General features: G+C 66.4%; 16 protein-coding genes. 13 read left to right on the plus strand and 3 right to left on the minus strand.

Annotated elements, in window-relative coordinates:
• Nucleotides 1–2: 2 nt before the first annotated feature.
• From F3K02_RS10185 to F3K02_RS10245, 13 genes are all read left to right on the plus strand, one after another.
• The gene (locus F3K02_RS10185) at nucleotides 3–1,646 is read left to right on the plus strand and encodes a 3-(methylthio)propionyl-CoA ligase (protein WP_177135508.1); all 1,644 of its coding nucleotides are present in this window, start codon (nucleotides 3–5) and stop codon (nucleotides 1,644–1,646) included.
• Nucleotides 1,646–2,923 carry an ABC transporter substrate-binding protein gene (locus F3K02_RS10190; protein WP_177135509.1) on the plus strand — a complete coding sequence of 426 codons (1,278 nt, stop codon included), beginning with the start codon at nucleotides 1,646–1,648 and terminating at the stop codon, nucleotides 2,921–2,923. The genes F3K02_RS10185 and F3K02_RS10190 overlap by 1 nt, the downstream gene beginning before the upstream one ends.
• 180 nt (nucleotides 2,924–3,103) lie before the next feature.
• Nucleotides 3,104–4,336 (plus strand): branched-chain amino acid ABC transporter substrate-binding protein, encoded by a 1,233-nt coding sequence (locus F3K02_RS10195; RefSeq protein WP_177135510.1) that lies wholly within the window; start codon nucleotides 3,104–3,106, stop codon nucleotides 4,334–4,336.
• Nucleotides 4,337–4,585: 249 nt separating this feature from the next.
• Nucleotides 4,586–5,608, plus strand: a complete 1,023-nt coding sequence (locus F3K02_RS10200) for a branched-chain amino acid ABC transporter permease (RefSeq protein WP_177135511.1) — start codon at nucleotides 4,586–4,588, stop codon at nucleotides 5,606–5,608.
• 6 nt (nucleotides 5,609–5,614) lie between these two features.
• The gene (locus F3K02_RS10205) at nucleotides 5,615–6,907 is read left to right on the plus strand and encodes a branched-chain amino acid ABC transporter permease (protein WP_177135512.1); all 1,293 of its coding nucleotides are present in this window, start codon (nucleotides 5,615–5,617) and stop codon (nucleotides 6,905–6,907) included.
• 44 nt (nucleotides 6,908–6,951) lie between these two features.
• On the plus strand, nucleotides 6,952–7,746 hold the full coding sequence (locus F3K02_RS10210; protein WP_177135864.1) for an ABC transporter ATP-binding protein: 795 nt from the start codon (nucleotides 6,952–6,954) through the stop codon (nucleotides 7,744–7,746).
• Nucleotides 7,747–7,759: 13 nt separating this feature from the next.
• Nucleotides 7,760–8,455 carry an ABC transporter ATP-binding protein gene (locus tag F3K02_RS10215; protein ID WP_177135513.1) on the plus strand — a complete coding sequence of 232 codons (696 nt, stop codon included), beginning with the start codon at nucleotides 7,760–7,762 and terminating at the stop codon, nucleotides 8,453–8,455.
• Between the two features lie 108 nt (nucleotides 8,456–8,563).
• Complete coding sequence (locus tag F3K02_RS10220) at nucleotides 8,564–10,672, plus strand: 3-hydroxyacyl-CoA dehydrogenase NAD-binding domain-containing protein (protein WP_177135514.1); 2,109 nt, start codon at nucleotides 8,564–8,566, stop codon at nucleotides 10,670–10,672.
• 40 nt (nucleotides 10,673–10,712) lie between these two features.
• Entirely contained in the window at nucleotides 10,713–11,888 is a 1,176-nt protein-coding gene (locus tag F3K02_RS10225; RefSeq protein WP_177135515.1) for an acetyl-CoA C-acyltransferase, read from the plus strand.
• 48 nt (nucleotides 11,889–11,936) lie between these two features.
• Nucleotides 11,937–12,338 carry a PaaI family thioesterase gene (locus F3K02_RS10230; RefSeq protein ID WP_177135865.1) on the plus strand — a complete coding sequence of 134 codons (402 nt, stop codon included), beginning with the start codon at nucleotides 11,937–11,939 and terminating at the stop codon, nucleotides 12,336–12,338.
• Between the two features lie 27 nt (nucleotides 12,339–12,365).
• Nucleotides 12,366–13,763 carry an acyclic terpene utilization AtuA family protein gene (locus F3K02_RS10235; RefSeq protein ID WP_246309357.1) on the plus strand — a complete coding sequence of 466 codons (1,398 nt, stop codon included), beginning with the start codon at nucleotides 12,366–12,368 and terminating at the stop codon, nucleotides 13,761–13,763.
• 1 nt (nucleotide 13,764) lies between these two features.
• A complete protein-coding gene (locus tag F3K02_RS10240; protein WP_177135517.1) occupies nucleotides 13,765–14,097 on the plus strand; it encodes an AtuA-related protein in 333 nt (110 codons plus the stop codon).
• 47 nt (nucleotides 14,098–14,144) lie between these two features.
• Nucleotides 14,145–15,113 carry a Bug family tripartite tricarboxylate transporter substrate binding protein gene (locus F3K02_RS10245; RefSeq protein ID WP_177135518.1) on the plus strand — a complete coding sequence of 323 codons (969 nt, stop codon included), beginning with the start codon at nucleotides 14,145–14,147 and terminating at the stop codon, nucleotides 15,111–15,113.
• Between the two features lie 36 nt (nucleotides 15,114–15,149).
• Here the strand turns inward: F3K02_RS10245 and F3K02_RS10250 are convergent, their stop codons facing one another.
• From F3K02_RS10250 to F3K02_RS10260, 3 genes are all read right to left on the minus strand, one after another.
• A complete protein-coding gene (locus tag F3K02_RS10250) occupies nucleotides 15,150–16,388 on the minus strand; it encodes a dienelactone hydrolase family protein (protein WP_177135519.1) in 1,239 nt (412 codons plus the stop codon).
• Nucleotides 16,385–16,942 (minus strand): flavin reductase family protein, encoded by a 558-nt coding sequence (locus F3K02_RS10255; RefSeq protein WP_177135520.1) that lies wholly within the window; start codon nucleotides 16,940–16,942, stop codon nucleotides 16,385–16,387. Before F3K02_RS10255 ends, F3K02_RS10250 begins: the two co-directional genes overlap by 4 nt.
• 61 nt (nucleotides 16,943–17,003) lie before the next feature.
• The gene (locus F3K02_RS10260) at nucleotides 17,004–18,236 is read right to left on the minus strand and encodes a styrene monooxygenase/indole monooxygenase family protein (protein WP_177135521.1); all 1,233 of its coding nucleotides are present in this window, start codon (nucleotides 18,234–18,236) and stop codon (nucleotides 17,004–17,006) included.
• Nucleotides 18,237–18,241 lie beyond the last annotated feature (5 nt).

The raw sequence follows: 18,241 nt of genomic DNA on the forward strand, positions 1-18,241 counted from the left end.
CCATGCTGGGACAAATGCAAAGCCAACCGTTGCTGATTTCTTCGCTCATCACGCACGCCGAGCGCCACCACGGCAGCACCGAAATCGTTTCCCGTCGCGTCGAAGGCGACATCCACCGCAGCAGCTGGGGGCAGGTCTCCCGGCGTGCGCGCCAGGTGGCCAACGCGCTGGACAGCCTGCACCTCGCCTTCGGTGACCGCGTGGCCACGCTGGCCTGGAACGGCTACCGCCACCTGGAGCTGTATTTCGGCGTCAGCGGCACCGGCCGCGTGCTGCACACGCTGAACCCGCGCCTGCACCCCGAACAGCTGGCCTGGATCGTCAACCACGCCGACGACCGCGCGATCTGCTTCGACATGACCTTCCTGCCGCTGGTGAAGGCGGTGGTGGGCAAGTGCCCGGGGGTGAAACACTGGATCGCGCTGTGCGACGCCGACAAGCTGCCGGCCGACAGCGGCCTGCCCGGGCTGGTGAGCTACGAGGCCTGGATGGGCAGTCAGCCGGAAAAATACCTCTGGCCCGACCTGGACGAAAACAGCGCATCGAGCATGTGCTACACGAGCGGCACCACGGGCAACCCCAAGGCCGCGCTGTATTCGCACCGCTCCACCCTGCTGCACGCGTACGGCGCGGCGCTGCCCGACGCGCTGGGCTGCTCGGCGCGCGACAGCATCCTGCCGGTGGTGCCGATGTTCCACGTCAACGCCTGGGGCCTGCCGTATTCGGCCGCGGCGGTGGGCTGCAAGCTGGTGTTCCCCGGGCCGGCGATGGACGGCAAGTCGGTCTACGAACTGATCGAATCCGAAAAGGTGAGCATGGCCGCGGGCGTGCCCACGGTGTGGCAGATGCTGCTGGGCCACATGCAGCAGAACGACCTGCGTTTCTCCACCATGAAGCGCACGGTGATCGGCGGCTCGGCCTGCCCGCCGGCCATGATCAACGCCTTCAACGACACCTACGGCGTGGAGGTGCTGCACGCCTGGGGCATGACCGAAATGTCGCCGCTGGGCACGGTCTGCACGCTGAAGAACGCGCAGCTCGCGCTGTCGCCCGAAGACCAGCTCAAGGTGCGCCTGAAGCAGGGCCGCAGCGTGTTTGGTGTGGACATGAAGATCGTCAACGAGGCCGGTGACGAACTGCCCTGGGATGGCAAGGCCTACGGCGACCTGCTGGTGCGCGGGCCGTGGATCATCGCCAGCTACTTCAAGGGCGAGGGCGGTGACCCGCTGCAATACGACGCGGCGGGCAAGGGCTGGTTCCCCACTGGTGACGTGGCCACCATCGACGCCGACGGCTTCATGCAGATCACCGACCGCAGCAAGGACGTGATCAAGTCCGGCGGCGAGTGGATCAGCTCCATTGACGTGGAAAACATCGCCATGGCGCACCCGGCCGTGGCCATGGCGGCCTGCGTTGGCATGAAGCACCCCAAGTGGGACGAGCGCCCTATCGTGGTGGTGATGAAGAAGCCCGGCGCCGAGGTGACGCGCGAGCAGTTGCTGGCGTTCTACGAAGGCAAGATCGCCAAGTGGCAGATCCCGGACGATGTGGTGTTTGTGGACGCGATCCCGCTGGGCGCCACCGGCAAAATGCAGAAGATGACGCTGCGCCAGCAGCTCAAGGACTACGTGTTGCCGGGCCTCTGATGTCGGGTGGAGCGCGTTCGTCGGGCGTGCGGCGCTGGCTGCGGCGGCTGGCGGTGCTGGGCGCGTTCGCCTGGGCGGGCCTGGGCGGACCGGCCTGGGCCGCCGATGCGCCGCAGAAGGTGGTGCGCATCGCCTTCATCGATCCGCTCTCCGGCCCGGCGGCCGACATCGGCCGCAACAGCCTGCGCAGTTGGCAGTTCATGGCCGAGCAGCTGGCCGGCCCGGGCAACCCGGCGGGCGTGCGGTTCGTGGTGGCGGGCTTTGACAACAAGGGTTCGCCCAAGGAAAGCCTGGACGCGCTCAAGGCCGCCATCGACCAGGGCTTTCGCTACGTCGTGCAGGGCAACGGCTCCGGGGTGGCGGCGGCGATCTCCGATGCGGTGACGCGGCACAACACGCGCCACCCTGAGCAGGCGGTGCTCTACATCAACTACGCGGCCATGGACCCGGCGCTGACCAACGACCTGTGCAGCTTCTGGCACTTCCGAGTCGACGCCGACACGACCATGAAGACGCGCGCGCTGGCGCTCTTCATGGCCTCGCAGTCCGCGCTGAAAAGCGTGTACCTGCTGAACCAGAACTACGCCCATGGGCAGCAGTTCTCGCGTTACTTCCGCGAGGCGCTGACGCAGGAGCGCCCCGATATCCAGATCGTGGGCGATGAGCTGCACACGGCGTTCGTGGGCCAGGATTTTGGGCCCTATGTGCGGCGGATCGCCGAGTCCGGCGCGCAGGCCGTGGTCACGGGCAACTGGGGCGCCGACCTGCGGGGGCTGGTGAAGGCGATGCAGAAGCAGGGCGTCACGTTGCCGCTCTACGCCTACTACCCGATGCTCAAGGGTGTGCCCGAGCTGCTGGCCTCGGGCGACGGCCGCCTGCCGGTGTACCAGGTGGCCAACAACCACACCAACCAGGCGGGCGATATCGCCCCGCTGGCCACCGCGTTCCGCCGCCGCTACGGTGAAGACCTGGTGGTGTACGCCGCGTTCGACGGCACGGCGATGCTGCTGCAGGCGATGAGCCAGGCCAAGACGACCGACGCGGCCCAGGTGGCGGTGCGCCTGAGCGGCATGGTGTTTCCGGGGTTCAGCGGACCGGTGCAGATGCGCGCCGACGACCACCAGCTGCAGCAGGGCCTCTATGTCTCACGCTGGCAAAAGGTGGATGAGCGGTATCCGCGCGATGCCGAGGAAACGGGCTACACCTTTGCGCCGGTGCGCTACATGAGCGCTTCGGAAATCAGCGGGCCCACGAGCTGCCGCATGCAGCGGCCTTGACCCCGGATCGGTGGTCACACCTGCCCGTGCGAACCGCGGCAGCGGGCTTGTGCCGTCTGTCGGATGCTAGGTTTGTGCGAGCGCACAGTCGCCTGCGCGATAGCTGCTAGGGGCAATCCCTGAGGGGTTTGCTGGACTGTCAGGCTACGCTAAGGTTTTCCACCTTCAGGAGACCCAGTCATGTCGTTTGCCTTGAAATCCGTTGCCATCGCCGCCCTGTCGCTGACCCTGCTCAGCGCCCATGCCCAGAAGGGCGAGACGGTCAAGATCGCGTTGATCGACCCGCAGACCGGCCTGATGGGCCCGGTGGGCATGAACCAGCTGCGCAGCTGGCAATATTTCGCCGAAAAGTTCAGCGCCAGCAACCCGGCCGGTGTGAAGTTCGAGATGGTGGCGTTTGACAACAAGCTCAGCCCGGCCGAAAGCCTGAACGCCTTCAAGGCCGCGCTGGACCAGGGCGTGCGCTACATCACCCAGGGCAACGGTTCTTCAGTGGCCGGCGCGCTGATCGACGCGGTCAACAAGCACAACGAGCGCAACCCGGGCAAGGAAGTGATCTTCCTGAACTACGCCGCCGTGGACCCCGATTTCACCAACAGCAAGTGCAGCTACTGGCACTTCCGCTTTGACGCCGACACCTCCATGAAGATGGAGGCCATGACCACCTTCATGAAGGACCAGAAGGACGTCAAGAGCGTCTACCTGCTCAACCAGAACTATTCGCACGGCCAGCAGGTGGCCAAGTTCGCCAAGGAAAACCTGGCCCGCAAGCGCCCGGATGTGAAGGTGGTGGGCGAAGACCTGCACCCGCTGGCCCAGGTGCGCGACTTCGCGCCCTACATCGCCAAGATCAAGGCCTCGGGCGCCGACACCGTGATCACCGGCAACTGGGGCTCCGACCTGGCGCTGCTGATCAAGGCCGCCAACGAAGGCGGCTACACCGGCAAGTTCTACACCTACTACACCGGCGTGACCGGCACCCCGACCGCGCTCGGCACGGGTGGCGAAGGCCGTGTGTTCCAGGTGGCCTACCAGCACTACAACATGGGCGGCGACATGGGCAAGTGGGGCGACGACTTCAAGGCCAAGTACAAGGACGACATGTACACCGGCGCCATCCCGACGGCGTTCAACGTGCTGGGTGCGGCCATGGCCAAGGCCAAGTCGACCGACCCGGTGAAGGTGGCCGCCGCCATGGAGGGCATCAAGGTCAAGAACTTCAACGGCGAGGTGGAGATGCGCAAGCTCGACCACCAGCTGCAGCAGGCGCTGTTCCTCACGGTCTGGCAGAAGGCCGACCAGAAGTACCCCTACAGCCCGGAAAACACCGGCATGACGCTGGCCCCGGTGAAGGAATTCCCGGCCTTCGTGTCGAGCACGCCGACGAGCTGCCAGATGAAGCGACCTGGGTAAATGACCCACCCCCGCCGCGCTGCGCGCGACCCCCTCAAGGGGACAACGCGGTGCGGCCCGGCGGAGCCGGTTCCGCCGCGTTCTGGGTTCCGGGCATTTCGCTCCGGACAGGTGGCTGGACTGCTTCATTTGCGGGGTTGCTGAGTTGCCCTACCGCTGCTGCGGTGGGCACTTCTGACGGGTCATACTCGTCCTCCGCTCCCACCTGTTCACCCCTCCCCCACGTTTCGCCCTCGAAAGGCAGGATCCATGGAGTTCATCATCATCTCCATGCTCAACGGCGTCAGCTACGGCTTGCTGCTGTTTCTGTTGAGCTCGGGACTCACCCTCATCTTCAGCATGATGGGGGTGCTGAATTTTGCGCACGCCAGCTTCTACATGCTGGGCGCCTACATCGGCTATTCGATCGCCCAGCTGGTGGGCTTCTGGCCGGGGCTGTTTGTGGCGCCGCTGGTGGTGGGGGCGCTGGGTGCGCTGTTTGAACGGCTGACCCTGCGCAAGGTGCACAAGTTCGGCCATGTGCCCGAGCTGCTGGTGACCTTTGGCCTGTCCTACATCATCCTGGAGCTGGTGCAGCTGATCTGGGGCCGCACGGCGGTGGAGTTCGTACCCCCCGAAGTGCTGCGCGGCCCGGCCTTCACCCTGGTGCACCACGCCAACGACACGCTGGAGATGTTCTGGGGCGCTGTCGGCAGCGAGGTCTGCGCCGGCGCGGGTGTGATCTGCTCGCCGTTCCCGGCCACGCGCGCTTTCATGATGCTGGTGGCGATCCTGATGCTGGTGGCGCTCTGGCTGCTGCTGACCCGCACGCGCATCGGCCTGATCATCCAGGCCGCGCTGACCCACCCCGAAATGGTGGAGAGCCTGGGCCACAACGTGCCGCGCGTGCTGATGCTGGTGTTCGGCGCCGGCACCGGCCTGGCCGGTCTGGCCGGCGTGATCGGCGGCAGCACCTTCGTGACCGAGCCCAACATGGCCGCCACGGTGGGTTCGGTGATCTTTGTCGTGGTGGTGGTGGGCGGCATGGGCTCGCTCTCCGGCGCCTTCCTGGCCTCGCTGCTGATCGGCGTGATCCAGACCTTCGCCGTGGGGCTGGACTATTCGTTCATCCACCTGGTGGAGCAGTTGGGTGTGCAGGCCTCGGACGCCATGAGGGAGAACTCGGTGCTCAAGCTCACCCTGTCGCAGGTGGCGCCGATCCTGCCCTACCTGTTCCTGGTGCTGATCCTGATCTTCCGCCCCAAGGGCTTGCTGGGGACCCGCGAAGGTTGACCGACCATGTCAAAACAGTATTACGAATTCAAACCCCTTAACGTCGGCCGCTGGATCGTCTGGTCGCTGTTTGCGCTGGTGCTGGTGTTCGCGCCGCTGGTGTTCGGCAGCAACCTCTCGGTGACCATGCTCTCGCAGATGGGCATCGCCATCATCGCCTGCCTGTCCTACAACATCCTGCTGGGGCAGGGCGGCATGCTGAGCTTCGGGCACGCGGTCTACACCGGCCTGGGCTCGTACATGGCGATGCACGCGCTCAACGCCGCAACCGATGGCCAGATCCCCATCCCGGTGAGCCTGGTGCCGCTGGTGGGCGGCGTGGCGGGGCTGTTCTTTGCGGTGCTGTTCGGCTACGTGACCACCAAGAAGGCCGGCACGCCGTTTGCCATGATCACCCTGGGCATGGCCGAGCTGGTGTTCGCGATGTCGCTGATGTTCTCGGAGTTCTTCGGCGGCGAAGCGGGCGTGTCGGGCAACCGCGTGGTGGGCGACCCGCTCATGGGCATCAGCTTCGGCCCGCCGATCCAGGTGTATTACCTCATCGCGGTCTACACCTTCGTCTGCGTGGGCCTCATGTTTGCGTTCACGCGCACCCCGCTGGGCCGCATCCTGAACGCCGTGCGCGACAACCCGGAGCGCGTCGAGTTCATCGGCTACAACACGCAGAAGGTGCGGTATCTGGCCTTCATGATCGCGGGCTTCTTCGCCGGCGTGGCGGGTGGTCTGGGCGCGCTGAACTTCGAGATCGTGACGGCCGAGGTGGTGGGCGCGGCGCGTTCGGGCGGCTACCTGCTGTTCACCTTCCTGGGTGGCGCGACCTTCTTCTTCGGCCCCATCATCGGCGGCATCCTGATGGTGCTGGCCTTTGTGCTGCTGTCGGAGCTGACCAAGGCCTGGCTGCTCTACCTCGGGCTGGTGTTCCTGTTCATGGTGATGTACGCGCCGGGCGGCATCGCCAGCCTGATCATGATGAACCTGCGCGTGGCGTCGTTCGGCAAGCTGCGCGAAGTCTGGGTGGCCTACCTGGCGCTGGGCGTGACCGCGCTGGTGGTCCTGCTCGGGGGCGGTGCGATGGTCGAAATGATCTACCACCTGCAGCTCGACGCGGCGATGGGCGACTCGGTGAAATACCTCGGCATGGAGCTGCATTCCAAGACCGCCGGCAGCTGGTTCGGCGCCGCCTTCGTGACGCTGACCGGCCTGGGCATCTTCGAGCTCACGCGGCGCCAGTTCAGCGCCCAGTGGGCCGCGATCCAGACCGACATCGAAAAAGAAATCAAGCGCCGGGAGACCCAATGAGCAGCGCCACATCCACAACCGACCCCGCGCGTTTTGAACAGGCCATGAGCCACGTGCACGCGGGTGGCTACGCGCTGGAGCTGCGCGATCTGCGCAAGCGCTTCGGCAAGACCGAGATCATCCGCGGCGTGGACCTCGCGGTGCGCCCCGGCGAGCGCGTGGCCATCATCGGCCCCAACGGTGCCGGCAAGTCCACGCTGTTCAACCTGATCTCGGGCCGCTTCGAACCCAGCAGCGGCGAGGTGCTGCTCAACGGCACGCGCATCGACGGCAAGAGGCCCTTCGAGATCAACCGCCTGGGTCTCTCGCGCAGCTTCCAGATCACCAACATCTTCCCCAAGCTCAGCGTGTTCGAGAACCTGCGCTGTGGCGTGCTCTGGAGCCTGGGCTACCGCTACACGCTGTTCCGCTTCCTCGCCGGCATGGACGACGCCAATGAGCGCGCCGAAGAGCTGATGCGCATGATCCGGCTCGACAAGAAACACGACACCCTGGCGATGAACCTGACCTACGCCGAGCAGCGCGCGCTGGAGATCGGCATCACCATCGCCGGCGGCGCCAACGTGATCCTGCTCGACGAACCCACGGCCGGCATGAGCAAGAGCGAAACCAGCCGCTTCATCGACCTGATCCGCGAAGTCACGGTGGGCAAGACCCTGCTGACGGTGGAGCACGACATGGGTGTGGTCTTCGGCCTGGCCGACAAGATCGCGGTGGTGGTCTACGGCGAGGTGATCGCCTTCGACACACCCGAGGCGGTGCGCGCGAATCCCAAGGTGCAGGAGGCTTATCTGGGATCGGTGCTGGCCGATGAACAAGCCGCATCGGTCGGACACTGAGGAGGACCGCAGCATGCTGAAAATCGAAAACCTCCACGCTTACTACGGCAAGAGCCATGTGCTGCACGGCGTCTCGTTCGACGTCGGGCAGGGCGAGATCGTGGCGCTGCTGGGGCGCAACGGTTCGGGCCGTTCCACGACCGCCAAGGCCATCATGGGCCTGGTCGACTGCGAAGGCAGCATCGACTGGAAGGGGCAGTCCATCCAGGGCAAGAAACCCTTCGAAATTGCGCACCTGGGCCTGGGCTACGTGCCGGAAAACCGCGACATCTTCCCCAAGCTCACCGTGCACCAGAACCTGCTGCTCGGACAAAAAAGCAAGGGCAAGGATGTGCGCTGGAGCTTCAACGACATGTACGCGATGTTCCCGCGGCTGAAGGAGCGGGAACACACCGAGGCGGGTGTGCTGTCGGGTGGCGAGCAGCAGATGCTCACGCTGTGCCGCACGCTCATGGGCGACCCCGACCTGATCATCATCGACGAACCCACAGAGGGCCTGGCGCCCAAGATCGTGGAGCTGGTGGGCGAATACCTGCAGAAGCTCAAGTCCCGCGGTGTGTCGGTGCTGCTGATCGAACAGAAGCTCACCATCGCCATGGCGATCTCGGACCGCGCGCTGGTCATGGGCCACGGCAGCATCGTGTTCCATGGCACGCCGGAGAGCTTGCGCGCCGATCCGTACACACGCAAGGAATGGCTTGAGGTCTGACCCACTCGCGACAAGCGGCGCTTGCCGCACCGCACAAAATCCCTAGAATCGCACGACCGTTCGTTTTTTCGGGCGTGCCCCTTTCCCGATCCACACAGAGGAGATTCCATGACCGCTGAGTACCAGGTCCACGGCGATGTCGCCGTCATCACGCTGAACAACCCGCCGGTGAACGGTCTGGGCTTGTCCACCCGCCAGGCCATCGTCGAAGGGCTGGAGAAAGCCGAGAACGATGCGGCGGTCAAGGCCGTCGTGCTGACCGGCGCCGGCAAGGCGTTTTCGGGCGGTGCCGACATCCGCGAGTTCGGTTCGCCCAAGGCGATCCAGGAGCCCAACCTGCTGTCCGTGATCATCCGCGTGGAAAACACCACCAAGCCGGTGATCGCGGCCGTGCACAGCGTGGCCATGGGCGGCGGCCTGGAGCTGGCATTGGGCGCGCACTACCGCATCGCCGCGCCGGGCTGCAACGTGGCCCTGCCCGAGGTGAAGCTGGGCCTGATTCCTGGCGCCGGCGGCACGCAGCGCCTGCCGCGCGTGCTGGGCGTCGAAGTGGCGCTGAACATGATCGTCAGCGGCGAGCCGGTGAAGAGCGAAACGCTCGCGCAGGTGCCTGGCCAGAAGCTGTTCGACAAGCTGTCCGCATCGCCCGAGTCGCTGGCCGAAGAGGCCCTGGCCTTCGCCCGCGAGATGGCCGCGAAACACGCCGACGGTTCGGCCTTCCCGCTGGTGCGCAACCTGCCCTGCAAACACCCCAACGGCGAGGCCTACTTCCAGTTCGCGCGCAACATGGTCAAGGGCATGGCGAAGAATTTCCCGGCGCCCGCCAAGTGCGTGGACGCGGTGGAAGCCGCGACCCAGAAGAAGTTCAACGACGGCATGGCCTTCGAGCGCGAGATCTTCATCAACCTGATGTGGACGCCCGAGTGCCGTTCGCTGCGCCACCTGTTCGTGGCCGAGCGCGCCGCCAGCAAGATTCCCGATGTGCCGGAAGACACGGCCAAGCGCAGCATCGAGTCGGTCGCCGTGATCGGTGCCGGCACCATGGGCGGCGGCATTGCCATGAACTTCCTCAACGCCGGCATCCCGGTGAAGATGCTGGAGATGAAGCAGGAAGCGCTCGACCGCGGCATCGCCACCATCCGCAAGAACTACGAAGCCCAGGTCAAGAAGGGCAAGCTCAAGCAGGACAAGTACGAGCAGCGCATGAGCCTGCTGAGCACCACGCTGAGCTACGACGACCTGGGAGCGGCCGACCTGGTGATCGAGGCCGTGTTCGAAGAGATCGGCGTCAAGGAAGCCGTGTTCAAGGAACTCGATCGCGTGATGAAGCCGGGTGCCATCCTGGCCTCCAACACCTCGACGCTGGACGTCAACAAGATCGCCAACTTCACCAAGCGCCCGCAGGACGTGGTGGGCATGCACTTCTTCAGCCCCGCCAACGTGATGAAGCTGCTGGAAGTGGTGCGCGGTGACGCGACCGCCAAGGACGTGCTGGCCACCGTGATGGCGGTGGCCAAGAAGATCAAGAAGACGGCGGTCGTGTCCGGCGTCTGCGACGGCTTCATCGGCAACCGCATGATCGAACAGTACGGCCGCCAGGGTGGCTTCCTGCTCGACGAAGGCTGCACGCCCGCACAGGTGGACAAGGCGATCGAGAAGTTCGGTTTCGCCATGGGCCCGTTCCGCATGGGCGACCTGGCCGGCAACGACATCGGCTGGGCGATCCGCAAGCGCCGCTACCAGGAAAAGCCGGACATGAAGTACAGCAAGACCGCCGACCTGCTGTGCGAGAAGGGCCGCTTCGGCCAGAAGACCGGCGCCGGCTGGTACGACTACGTGCCGGGCAAGCGCGACGCGATCCCGAACGCCGAAGTGGTCAAGATGATCGAGGACCACCGCGCCGCCGCCGGCATCACACCGCGCAAGATTTCGGACGAAGAGATCGTGCAGCGCCTGGTGTTCTCGCTGGTGAACGAAGCCGCGCACATCCTCGAAGAAGGCATTGCCAACAAAGCCAGCGACATCGACGTGGTCTACATCTTCGGCTACGGCTTCCCGGTCTACCGCGGCGGCCCGCTGAACTACGCCAACGAAGTCGGCCTGTTCAACGTGGTCCAGGCCATGAAGCGCTTTGCGAAGAACCCGCTGGACGATGCGAAGTTCTGGGAGCCCGCTCCCTTGCTCGCCAAATTGGCTGCCGAAGGCAAAACCTTCTGATCCGCCCCGTCCGTACACCGAACAAGATTAGGAACTTGCCATGACCAACGCCGTCATTGTTTCCACCGCCCGCACGCCCCTGGCCAAGAGCTGGAAGGGCGCCTTCAACATGACCCATGGCGCCACGCTCGGCGGCCACGCCGTGCAGCACGCCGTGCAGCGCGCCGGCATCGACGCCGCTGAAGTCGAAGACGTGATCATGGGTTGCGCCAACCCCGAGGGCGCGACCGGCGCCAACATCGCGCGCCAGATCGCGCTGAAAGCCGGCCTGCCCATCACCGTTTCGGGCATGACCGTCAACCGCTTCTGCTCATCCGGCTTGCAGACCATCGCCCTGGCCGCGCAGCGCATCATCGCGGGCGAAGGCTCGGTCTACGTGGCCGGTGGTGTGGAAAGCATCTCCTGCGTGCAGCAGGAGATGAACCAGCACATGCTGGTGGACCCGGCGCTGCAGAAGCAGAAGCCCGAGATCTACTGGAACATGCTGCAGACCGCCGAACAGGTGGCCAAGCGCTACGGCATCGGCCGCGACGCCATGGACGAGTACGGTGCCGCCAGCCAGCAGAAGGCCACGGCCGCGCTGGAAGCCGGTCTGTTCAAGGCCGAGATCGCCCCCATCACCGTGACCGCCGGCGTGGCCGACAAGGTCATGGGCCTGATGACCAGGCAGGTCACGGTCGAGAACGACGAAGGCATCCGCGCCGGCACCACGTTTGAAGGCATCCACGGCCTGCGCTCGGCGCTGCCGGGCGGCCTGATCTCGGCCGGCAATGCCAGCCAGTTCAGCGACGGCGCAGGGGCCTGCGTGGTGATGGACGAGACCCTCGCCGAGAAGCGTGGCCTGCAGCCGCTGGGCCGTTTCCTGGGCTTTGCCGTCGCGGGTTGCGAGCCCGACGAAATGGGCATCGGCCCGGTGTTCGCCATCCCCAAGGTGCTCGCGCGCCTGGGCCTGAAGGTGAGCGACATCGACCTCTGGGAGCTCAACGAAGCCTTCGCCGTGCAGGTGATCTACTGCCGCGACAAGCTGGGCATTCCGCACGACAAGCTCAACGTGAACGGCGGCGCCATCGCCGTGGGCCACCCCTACGGCGTGTCGGGCCAGCGCCTGACCGGCCACGCGCTGATCGAAGGCAAACGCCGCGGCGCCAAGCGCGTCTGCGTGACCATGTGCATCGGCGGTGGCATGGGTGCTGCCGGCATCTTCGAAGTCTTGTAAGGACTTCCGGTGAGCGACGTCACCGTCAGCCCCGAGGTGTTTCTGGCGATGGGTCGCGAGGTCCTGGCCTCGCAGCCTTTCTCCCAGCTCATCGGGGCCGAGCTGGTGGCGCTCTCGCCGGGACGCTGCGAGCTGCACGTCCCGATCACGGAAGCGGTCAAACAGCAACATGGCTTCGTGCACGGTGGCGTGCTCAGCTACGCGGCCGACAACGCGCTCACCTACGCGGGCGGCACGGCGCTGCGGGTGCCGGTGGTGACGGCCGAGTTCAAGATCAACTACCTGCGTCCGGCTATCGGCGAGCGCCTGATCGCGCGCGCCGAAGCCGTGCACACCGGCAAGTCGCAGGCGGTCTGCCGCTGCGACGTGTTCGTGGTGAAAGACGGAGAAGAAAAACTCTGCGCGGTGGCGCAGGGCACGATCGCCGCGCTGCCGGCATCACCGGCTTGAGCGAGCGCCGGTGCCGGGGTTCACCCCATGTCCACCGCGCGCGCTTCGCACCATACTGCCCCGATGAATCCTTACCGCATCGGCTCCGGTGCCGGCTACGCCGGTGACCGCATCGACCCGGCGCTGGACCTGGCCGAACGGGGCGAGCTCGACGCCCTGGTCTTCGAGTGCCTGGCCGAACGCACCATCGCCCTGGCCCAGCTGCGCCGCGCCCACGATCCACAGGCCGGCTACGACCCGATGCTCCAGGCGCGCATGCGCGCGGTGCTGCCGGCCTGTGTGCGCAACGGCGTGACCATCATCACCAACATGGGCGCGGCGAACCCGATGGCGGCCGGGCAGGCCGTGCTGGACGTTGCGCGCGAACTGGGCCTGCCGCGCCTGCGCGTGGCGGTGGTGACGGGCGACGACGTGCTGCCCTGGATGTTGGCGAACGACGTGCCGCTGATGGATTCGCCCGACACCGTGCGTTCGCTGGACGGCCGCCTGATCTCGGCCAACGCCTACCTCGGCGCCGACGCCTTGTTGCCCGCGCTGCAGGCCGACGTGAACGTGATCATCACCGGACGCGTGGCCGACCCGTCGCTCTTTGTGGCGCCGCTCATGGCCCACTTCGGCTGGGCCGCGGACGACTGGCATCACCTGGGTCAGGGCCTGCTGGTCGGACATCTGCTCGAATGTGCGGCCCAGGTCAGTGGTGGTTACCTGGCCGATCCCGGCCATGTGGACGTGCCCGATCTGCACCGCGTCGGTTTCCCGCTGGCCGAGGTGTCTGCCGATGGCAGCGCGGTCATCACCAAACTGCCGGGCACCGGCGGGCGCGTGGACCGGCTCAGCTGCACCGCGCAACTGCTCTACGAAGTGGAAGACCCGGCGCACTACCTGCAGGCCGATGTGGTGGGCGACTTTTCAAAGGTCCGTTTCACACAGCTCGAATCCGACCGGGTGCAGGCGCAGGGCGCCAGCGGTCAGGCGCGCCCCGAGCAAATGAAAGCCACGCTGGGTTACCGCGACGGCTTCATCGGCGAGGGGCAGATTTCGTACGCAGGCCCGGGTGCGCGGGCGCGTGGGGAACTGGCGCTCTCCATCCTGCGGCACCGGTTGCAAGACGCTGCGCTGTCCCACGGTCTCGCTGGTCTGGAACACCGCGCCGAGCTGATCGGTGTGAACGCCATGCATGGCCCGCAACTGGGCGCGGACCGCGAACCCTACGAGGTGCGCGTGCGGCTGGCGGTGCGCTGCGCAACGCGCGCGCAGGCCGAAGCCGTGGGCCAGGAAGTGGAAGCGCTCTACCTCAACGGACCGGCCGGCGGCGGCGGTGTGACACAGTCCGTGCGCGAGGTGATCGCAGCCGCTTCGGCCCTGGTGCCGCGTTCGGCGGTACATGCCCGCTGCGACATCCTCGAACTGAGCGCGGAAGGTTGACATGACAGCACCGTCCAGAAAAGCATCCCCCCACCGCACACTGCGCGACATCGCGCTGGCCCGCTCGGGCGACAAGGGCAACCGCGCCACGCTCAGCGTGATCGCGCTGGATCCGAAGGACTACCCGGAGATGGAGCGCCTGCTCAGCGCCGAGCGTGTGCAGGCCCACTTTGCCGGCGTGGTGCAGGGCCCGGTGCAACGCTACACCTTGCCCGATCTCGCGGCGGTGCATTTCGTGATGTTCGACGCCCTGGGCGGCGGCGTCACGCGTTCGCTGGCCCTTGACGCCCACGGCAAAACCCTGAGTGCCGCCGTGCTGGATCTGCCGCTCTGAGCCCTACACTGACCCCGCCTTTTCAAAACCAACCGAAGGAGACTCTGATGCGTTCTGTGTTCCGATTGCTCGCCACCACCGCTGCCGCGCTGGTGTGTTCATCCACCGCCCTGGCCCAGGCCTACCCCGACCGGCCGATCAAGGCGGTCGTGCCTTTTGCCGCCGGCAGTGCCACCGACACCATCGGCCGGGCCTTCGCGCTGAAGATGCAGGAGTCGCTGGGGCAGACCATCGTGGTCGACAACAAGCCCGGCGCCAACGGCCTGCTGGGCGCCGACGCGGTGGCCAAGGCCGCACCCGACGGCTACACCATCCTGATCGGCACCAACAGCACCAACGCCGCGCTCAAGAGCCTGATGAAGAAGCTGCCCTACGACCAGGACACCGCCTTCGCACCGGTGGCCTACATGGGCTCGGTGCCGCTGATCATGGCGGTCAACAACGACGTGCCGGCCAAGACGCTGAAGGAGCTGGTGGACATGGCCAAGGCCAAGCCGGGCAGCATCAACTTCGCCAGTGCCAGCACCTCGCAGCTGGTGTCCACCGAGATGATGGCGGGCATGGCCGGCATCCAGCTCGCCAACGTGCCCTACAAGAGCGGCCCGGCTGCCATGACCGACCTGATCGGTGGCGTGGTGCAGATGTTCAGCGCCGACTTCGCGGTGATGCTGCCGCAGGTGAAAGCGGGCAAGGTGCGCGGCCTGGCGGTGACGTCGTCCAAGCGCTCGCCGGCCGTGCCCGAACTGCCGACGGTTAACGAAGCGCTGGGCTTGAAAGACTACGAACTGATCGCCTATTTCGCCGTGTTCGCTCCCGCTGGAACGCCGCCCGACATCGTGGCCAAGCTCAACAAGGCGGTGAACGAAGCGGCGAACAGCAAGGAGATCCAGGACCGCTTCGCGGGCATCGGCTTCGCGGTCGAACCCGGCACCCCCGCCGACCTGGCCAAGCGCAGCGTGGCCGAGACCGCCAAGTGGGCCAAGGCGATCAAGGACGCGAAGATCGAGCCGCAATAAGCACCGGGAACCCCGACGCCGGCGCGGGGGTGTTCGTCAGGGCGCCGACCGGGCCCAGCTCGCCATCAAGGTGTTGGACGGCAGGTGTTCGTCCAGCAGCTTGCGCGCGGTTTCGATGCCGGCCACCGGCAGACCGGTCGGGTCGAGTTGGCCGATCTGCACCAGCACGCTGGCCTGGTCCCAGTAGATGTGTTCGTGGTAGAGCTTGTCGCCCCGGAACTTGACGATGGCCACCAGGGGAATTTCGACGCGTCTGCCGGTGGGCGCGATGCCCGGCAGCATCCAGTCGATCTCGCAGGTGTGGGTGAAGCAGAACAGCAGCTCGTCGACGATCTGGGTCGCGCCGATGGTGCGTGAGATCGGCACCAGCGTGGTGTCGGGTGGGTTGCTGTTGACGAAGTGGTGCTGGTAGAAGCGCGACAGCATGGTGTGGCCCACGCCGCCGGTCATGGTGGGAATGTGGTTCACGTACGGCTCGGCCACCATGGTGGCCATGGTGGCGGCCACGTCGCGGGTGGCGAACTCGTGTTCGCAGTGCTTGTCCCACAGGGCGGAGAAGTCGGGGTGGGGCCCCATGGCGGCCTTGAAGGCGGCCACGCTGCGCTGGTGTGCCATCAGCGCCGAGGGCTTGTGAAAGTGGTCACCGCCCAAGCGGGCGAATGCATGGTCCACACCGGGGTACACGTACAGCTCGGTCTGCTCGCGGCCCGACAGCGCGGCCAGGATCTCGGCGCGTGCCTCGGGCGGGCAGAAAGCGTCGTTTTCGGCGATGTGCAGCACCAGTCGGCCGCGCAGGCTCTTGGCGTCGTCCAGCGCCTTTTCAATGCCCACGCCGTAGTAGCCCACGGCCACATCGGCATCGGTGTGGCAGGCCGCCAAGTAGGCCAGCTTGCCGCCCAGGCAGAAGCCCAGCACACCGGCCTGGCCCGAACACTCGGGGCGCTGGCGCAGCGCGTTCAGGCTGGCCTGGATGTCGGCCACGCCCAGGGTCTCATCAAAGCCCTGGTACAGGCCGAAGGCGCGCTGGAAATCGGCCTCGGTGTAGCCCAGCTGGATGCCGGGCTGCTGGCGCCAGAACAGGTCGGGCACCAGCACCACATAACCTTCTTCGGCGTAGTGGTCGGCCACGGCGCGCATGGTGGCGTTGACGCCAAAGATTTCCTGCGCGAGCACGATGCCGGGGCCATGGCCCGAGGGTGGCAGGGCGAGGTAGGCGTCGAAAGAACCGCTGCCGTCGTTGGCCGGGATGCGGATGGTTGGGGCGGTGGATGTCATGCGGTTTCTCCGAGGTCTGCGAGGGTGGTGTATTGGCCGTCCGAGTACAGCAGTGGCGCTTCGTTGCGGGGGCTCAGCAGCACCGCCTTGATCTCGCCGATCATGGCGGCGTGGCTGTGGGCCACCATCATTTCGTCGACAACGCAGTCGAACACGGCCAGGGCGTCCAGCAGCACCGGCGCGCCGGTGGCCAGCGTGCCCCAGCGGCCGGGCTCGAAGCGTTGCGCCTGCGGGGTCGGCGCGCCGCCGAACTGCTGCGCCAGGTCGAGGTGGCGGTAGGCCAGCAGGTTCACGCTCATGCGCCGGCTTTCCGCGATGGCGCGGAAGGTCGAGCCCTTGAGGTTGACGCAGGCCAGCAGCCGCGCAGGTTCGGCGGAGAAGGAGGTGACGGCGGTGGCGGTCAGGCCGGCCAGGGTCTGGCCATCGTGGGTGGCCACCAGGGTCACGGCGCCGGTCAGGCGGCGCATGGCCAGGCGGAAGTCGGACAGCGGCAGGCTGGCGCTGTGGCGCAGGGCCTGCAAGGGGGGCAGGGTGCCCAGTTCTGCCGCGGTCACTGGAATACCTCCGCTCTTCGAGCTGCGGTGCGAGCTTGCTTGGGGCGGCCCGGCGCGGCGCTCATGCTGGCACCGCTTCCAGGTAGGCGTCGACCTTGTCCGGTGTCATGAAGAAGTTCACGAAGTCGGTCGGGTTGTTGAAGCCGTTGGCGATGCGACGGGCCACCCGGGGTTCTCCACAGGCAGCGCCCAGCACCTTGAGCACGTGGGGTGGCGGCGGCGACAGCAAGGCGTTGGTCCAGTCGGTGGCGAAGTGGCCGTAACTGGCCCAGAAGTCCTCGAAGGTCTGCTGCATGAAGGTGGCGTCAAAGGGCCTGTCACCGTGCGCCACGATCGCCCGTTCCATCGCGTTCGCAAACTTGGCCGCGTTGTTGGAGCCCTGGCCGGTGATGGGGTCGTTGAGCATCACCGCGTCGGCCATGCCCATAACCACCCGGCCGCAGGGCAGCTGGCCCACCGGCTGGCGCACCGTGGGGGCGAATCGCCCGGCGAGGATGCCGTTGGCGTCGGTCAATTCCACCTGTGTGCAGCGGGCCGCTTCCCAGGGCAGGAACTTGGTCAGTATCTCTTTGGACCGGGCCAGGTGCTGGGCCGGCGTTGCCACATCGGCCCAGCAGTCCATGGGACCACCGGGCACGCCCTCGAACACCATGATCTCGCAGGGACCACTGACGGTCAGCGCCGGGAACACGAAGTACTCGCCGACACCAGGGATGAGGTTGAAGTTGACGGCCGAGTACTCGGGGCGGGGCGCCATGCCGTGCACATAGGTCAGCGCCAGGGCGCGCTGCGGCTTGTCGTAGGGGCTGCGGCTGGCGTCGCGCTGGAACATCTGGGCGATCGCGCCCTTGCCGGCGGCCACGATCACGAGATCGTGGTCCTGCGTCCAGCGCTCCAGATCGTCCATGACGGCTTCGTGCATCAGCAGCTCGCCGCCCAGGCGGCTGAACTCGGCCATCCAGCCGGGCACCTTCACGCGCTGGTCGACCGACTGCGCCTTGTGGTCCAGGCGGTGGCCCCAGCTCATGGCCTTTTCGCCGGGCAGCTCGGGGTGGGGCACGGTGAACGAGATGCCCTCGACCGGCGGGCAGTCTTGTTCCCAGAAGTTGAGTCCGCGGTCGCGTTCGAGCTGCAGGCTGTCGTGGAACATGCACTGGCTGGACAGCACCTTGCCGGTGCGCAGGTCCTCGGGTGTGCGGTTGCTGGTGATGCTGACGCGGTAGCCGCGCTGGAGCAGGCTGATGCCCAGTTGCAGCCCGGCCTGGCCGGCGCCGACGATCATGATCTTGCGCATGGTGG

The organism is Hydrogenophaga aromaticivorans (assembly GCF_013387465.1).
GTDB classification, from domain to species: domain Bacteria; phylum Pseudomonadota; class Gammaproteobacteria; order Burkholderiales; family Burkholderiaceae_C; genus Hydrogenophaga; species Hydrogenophaga aromaticivorans.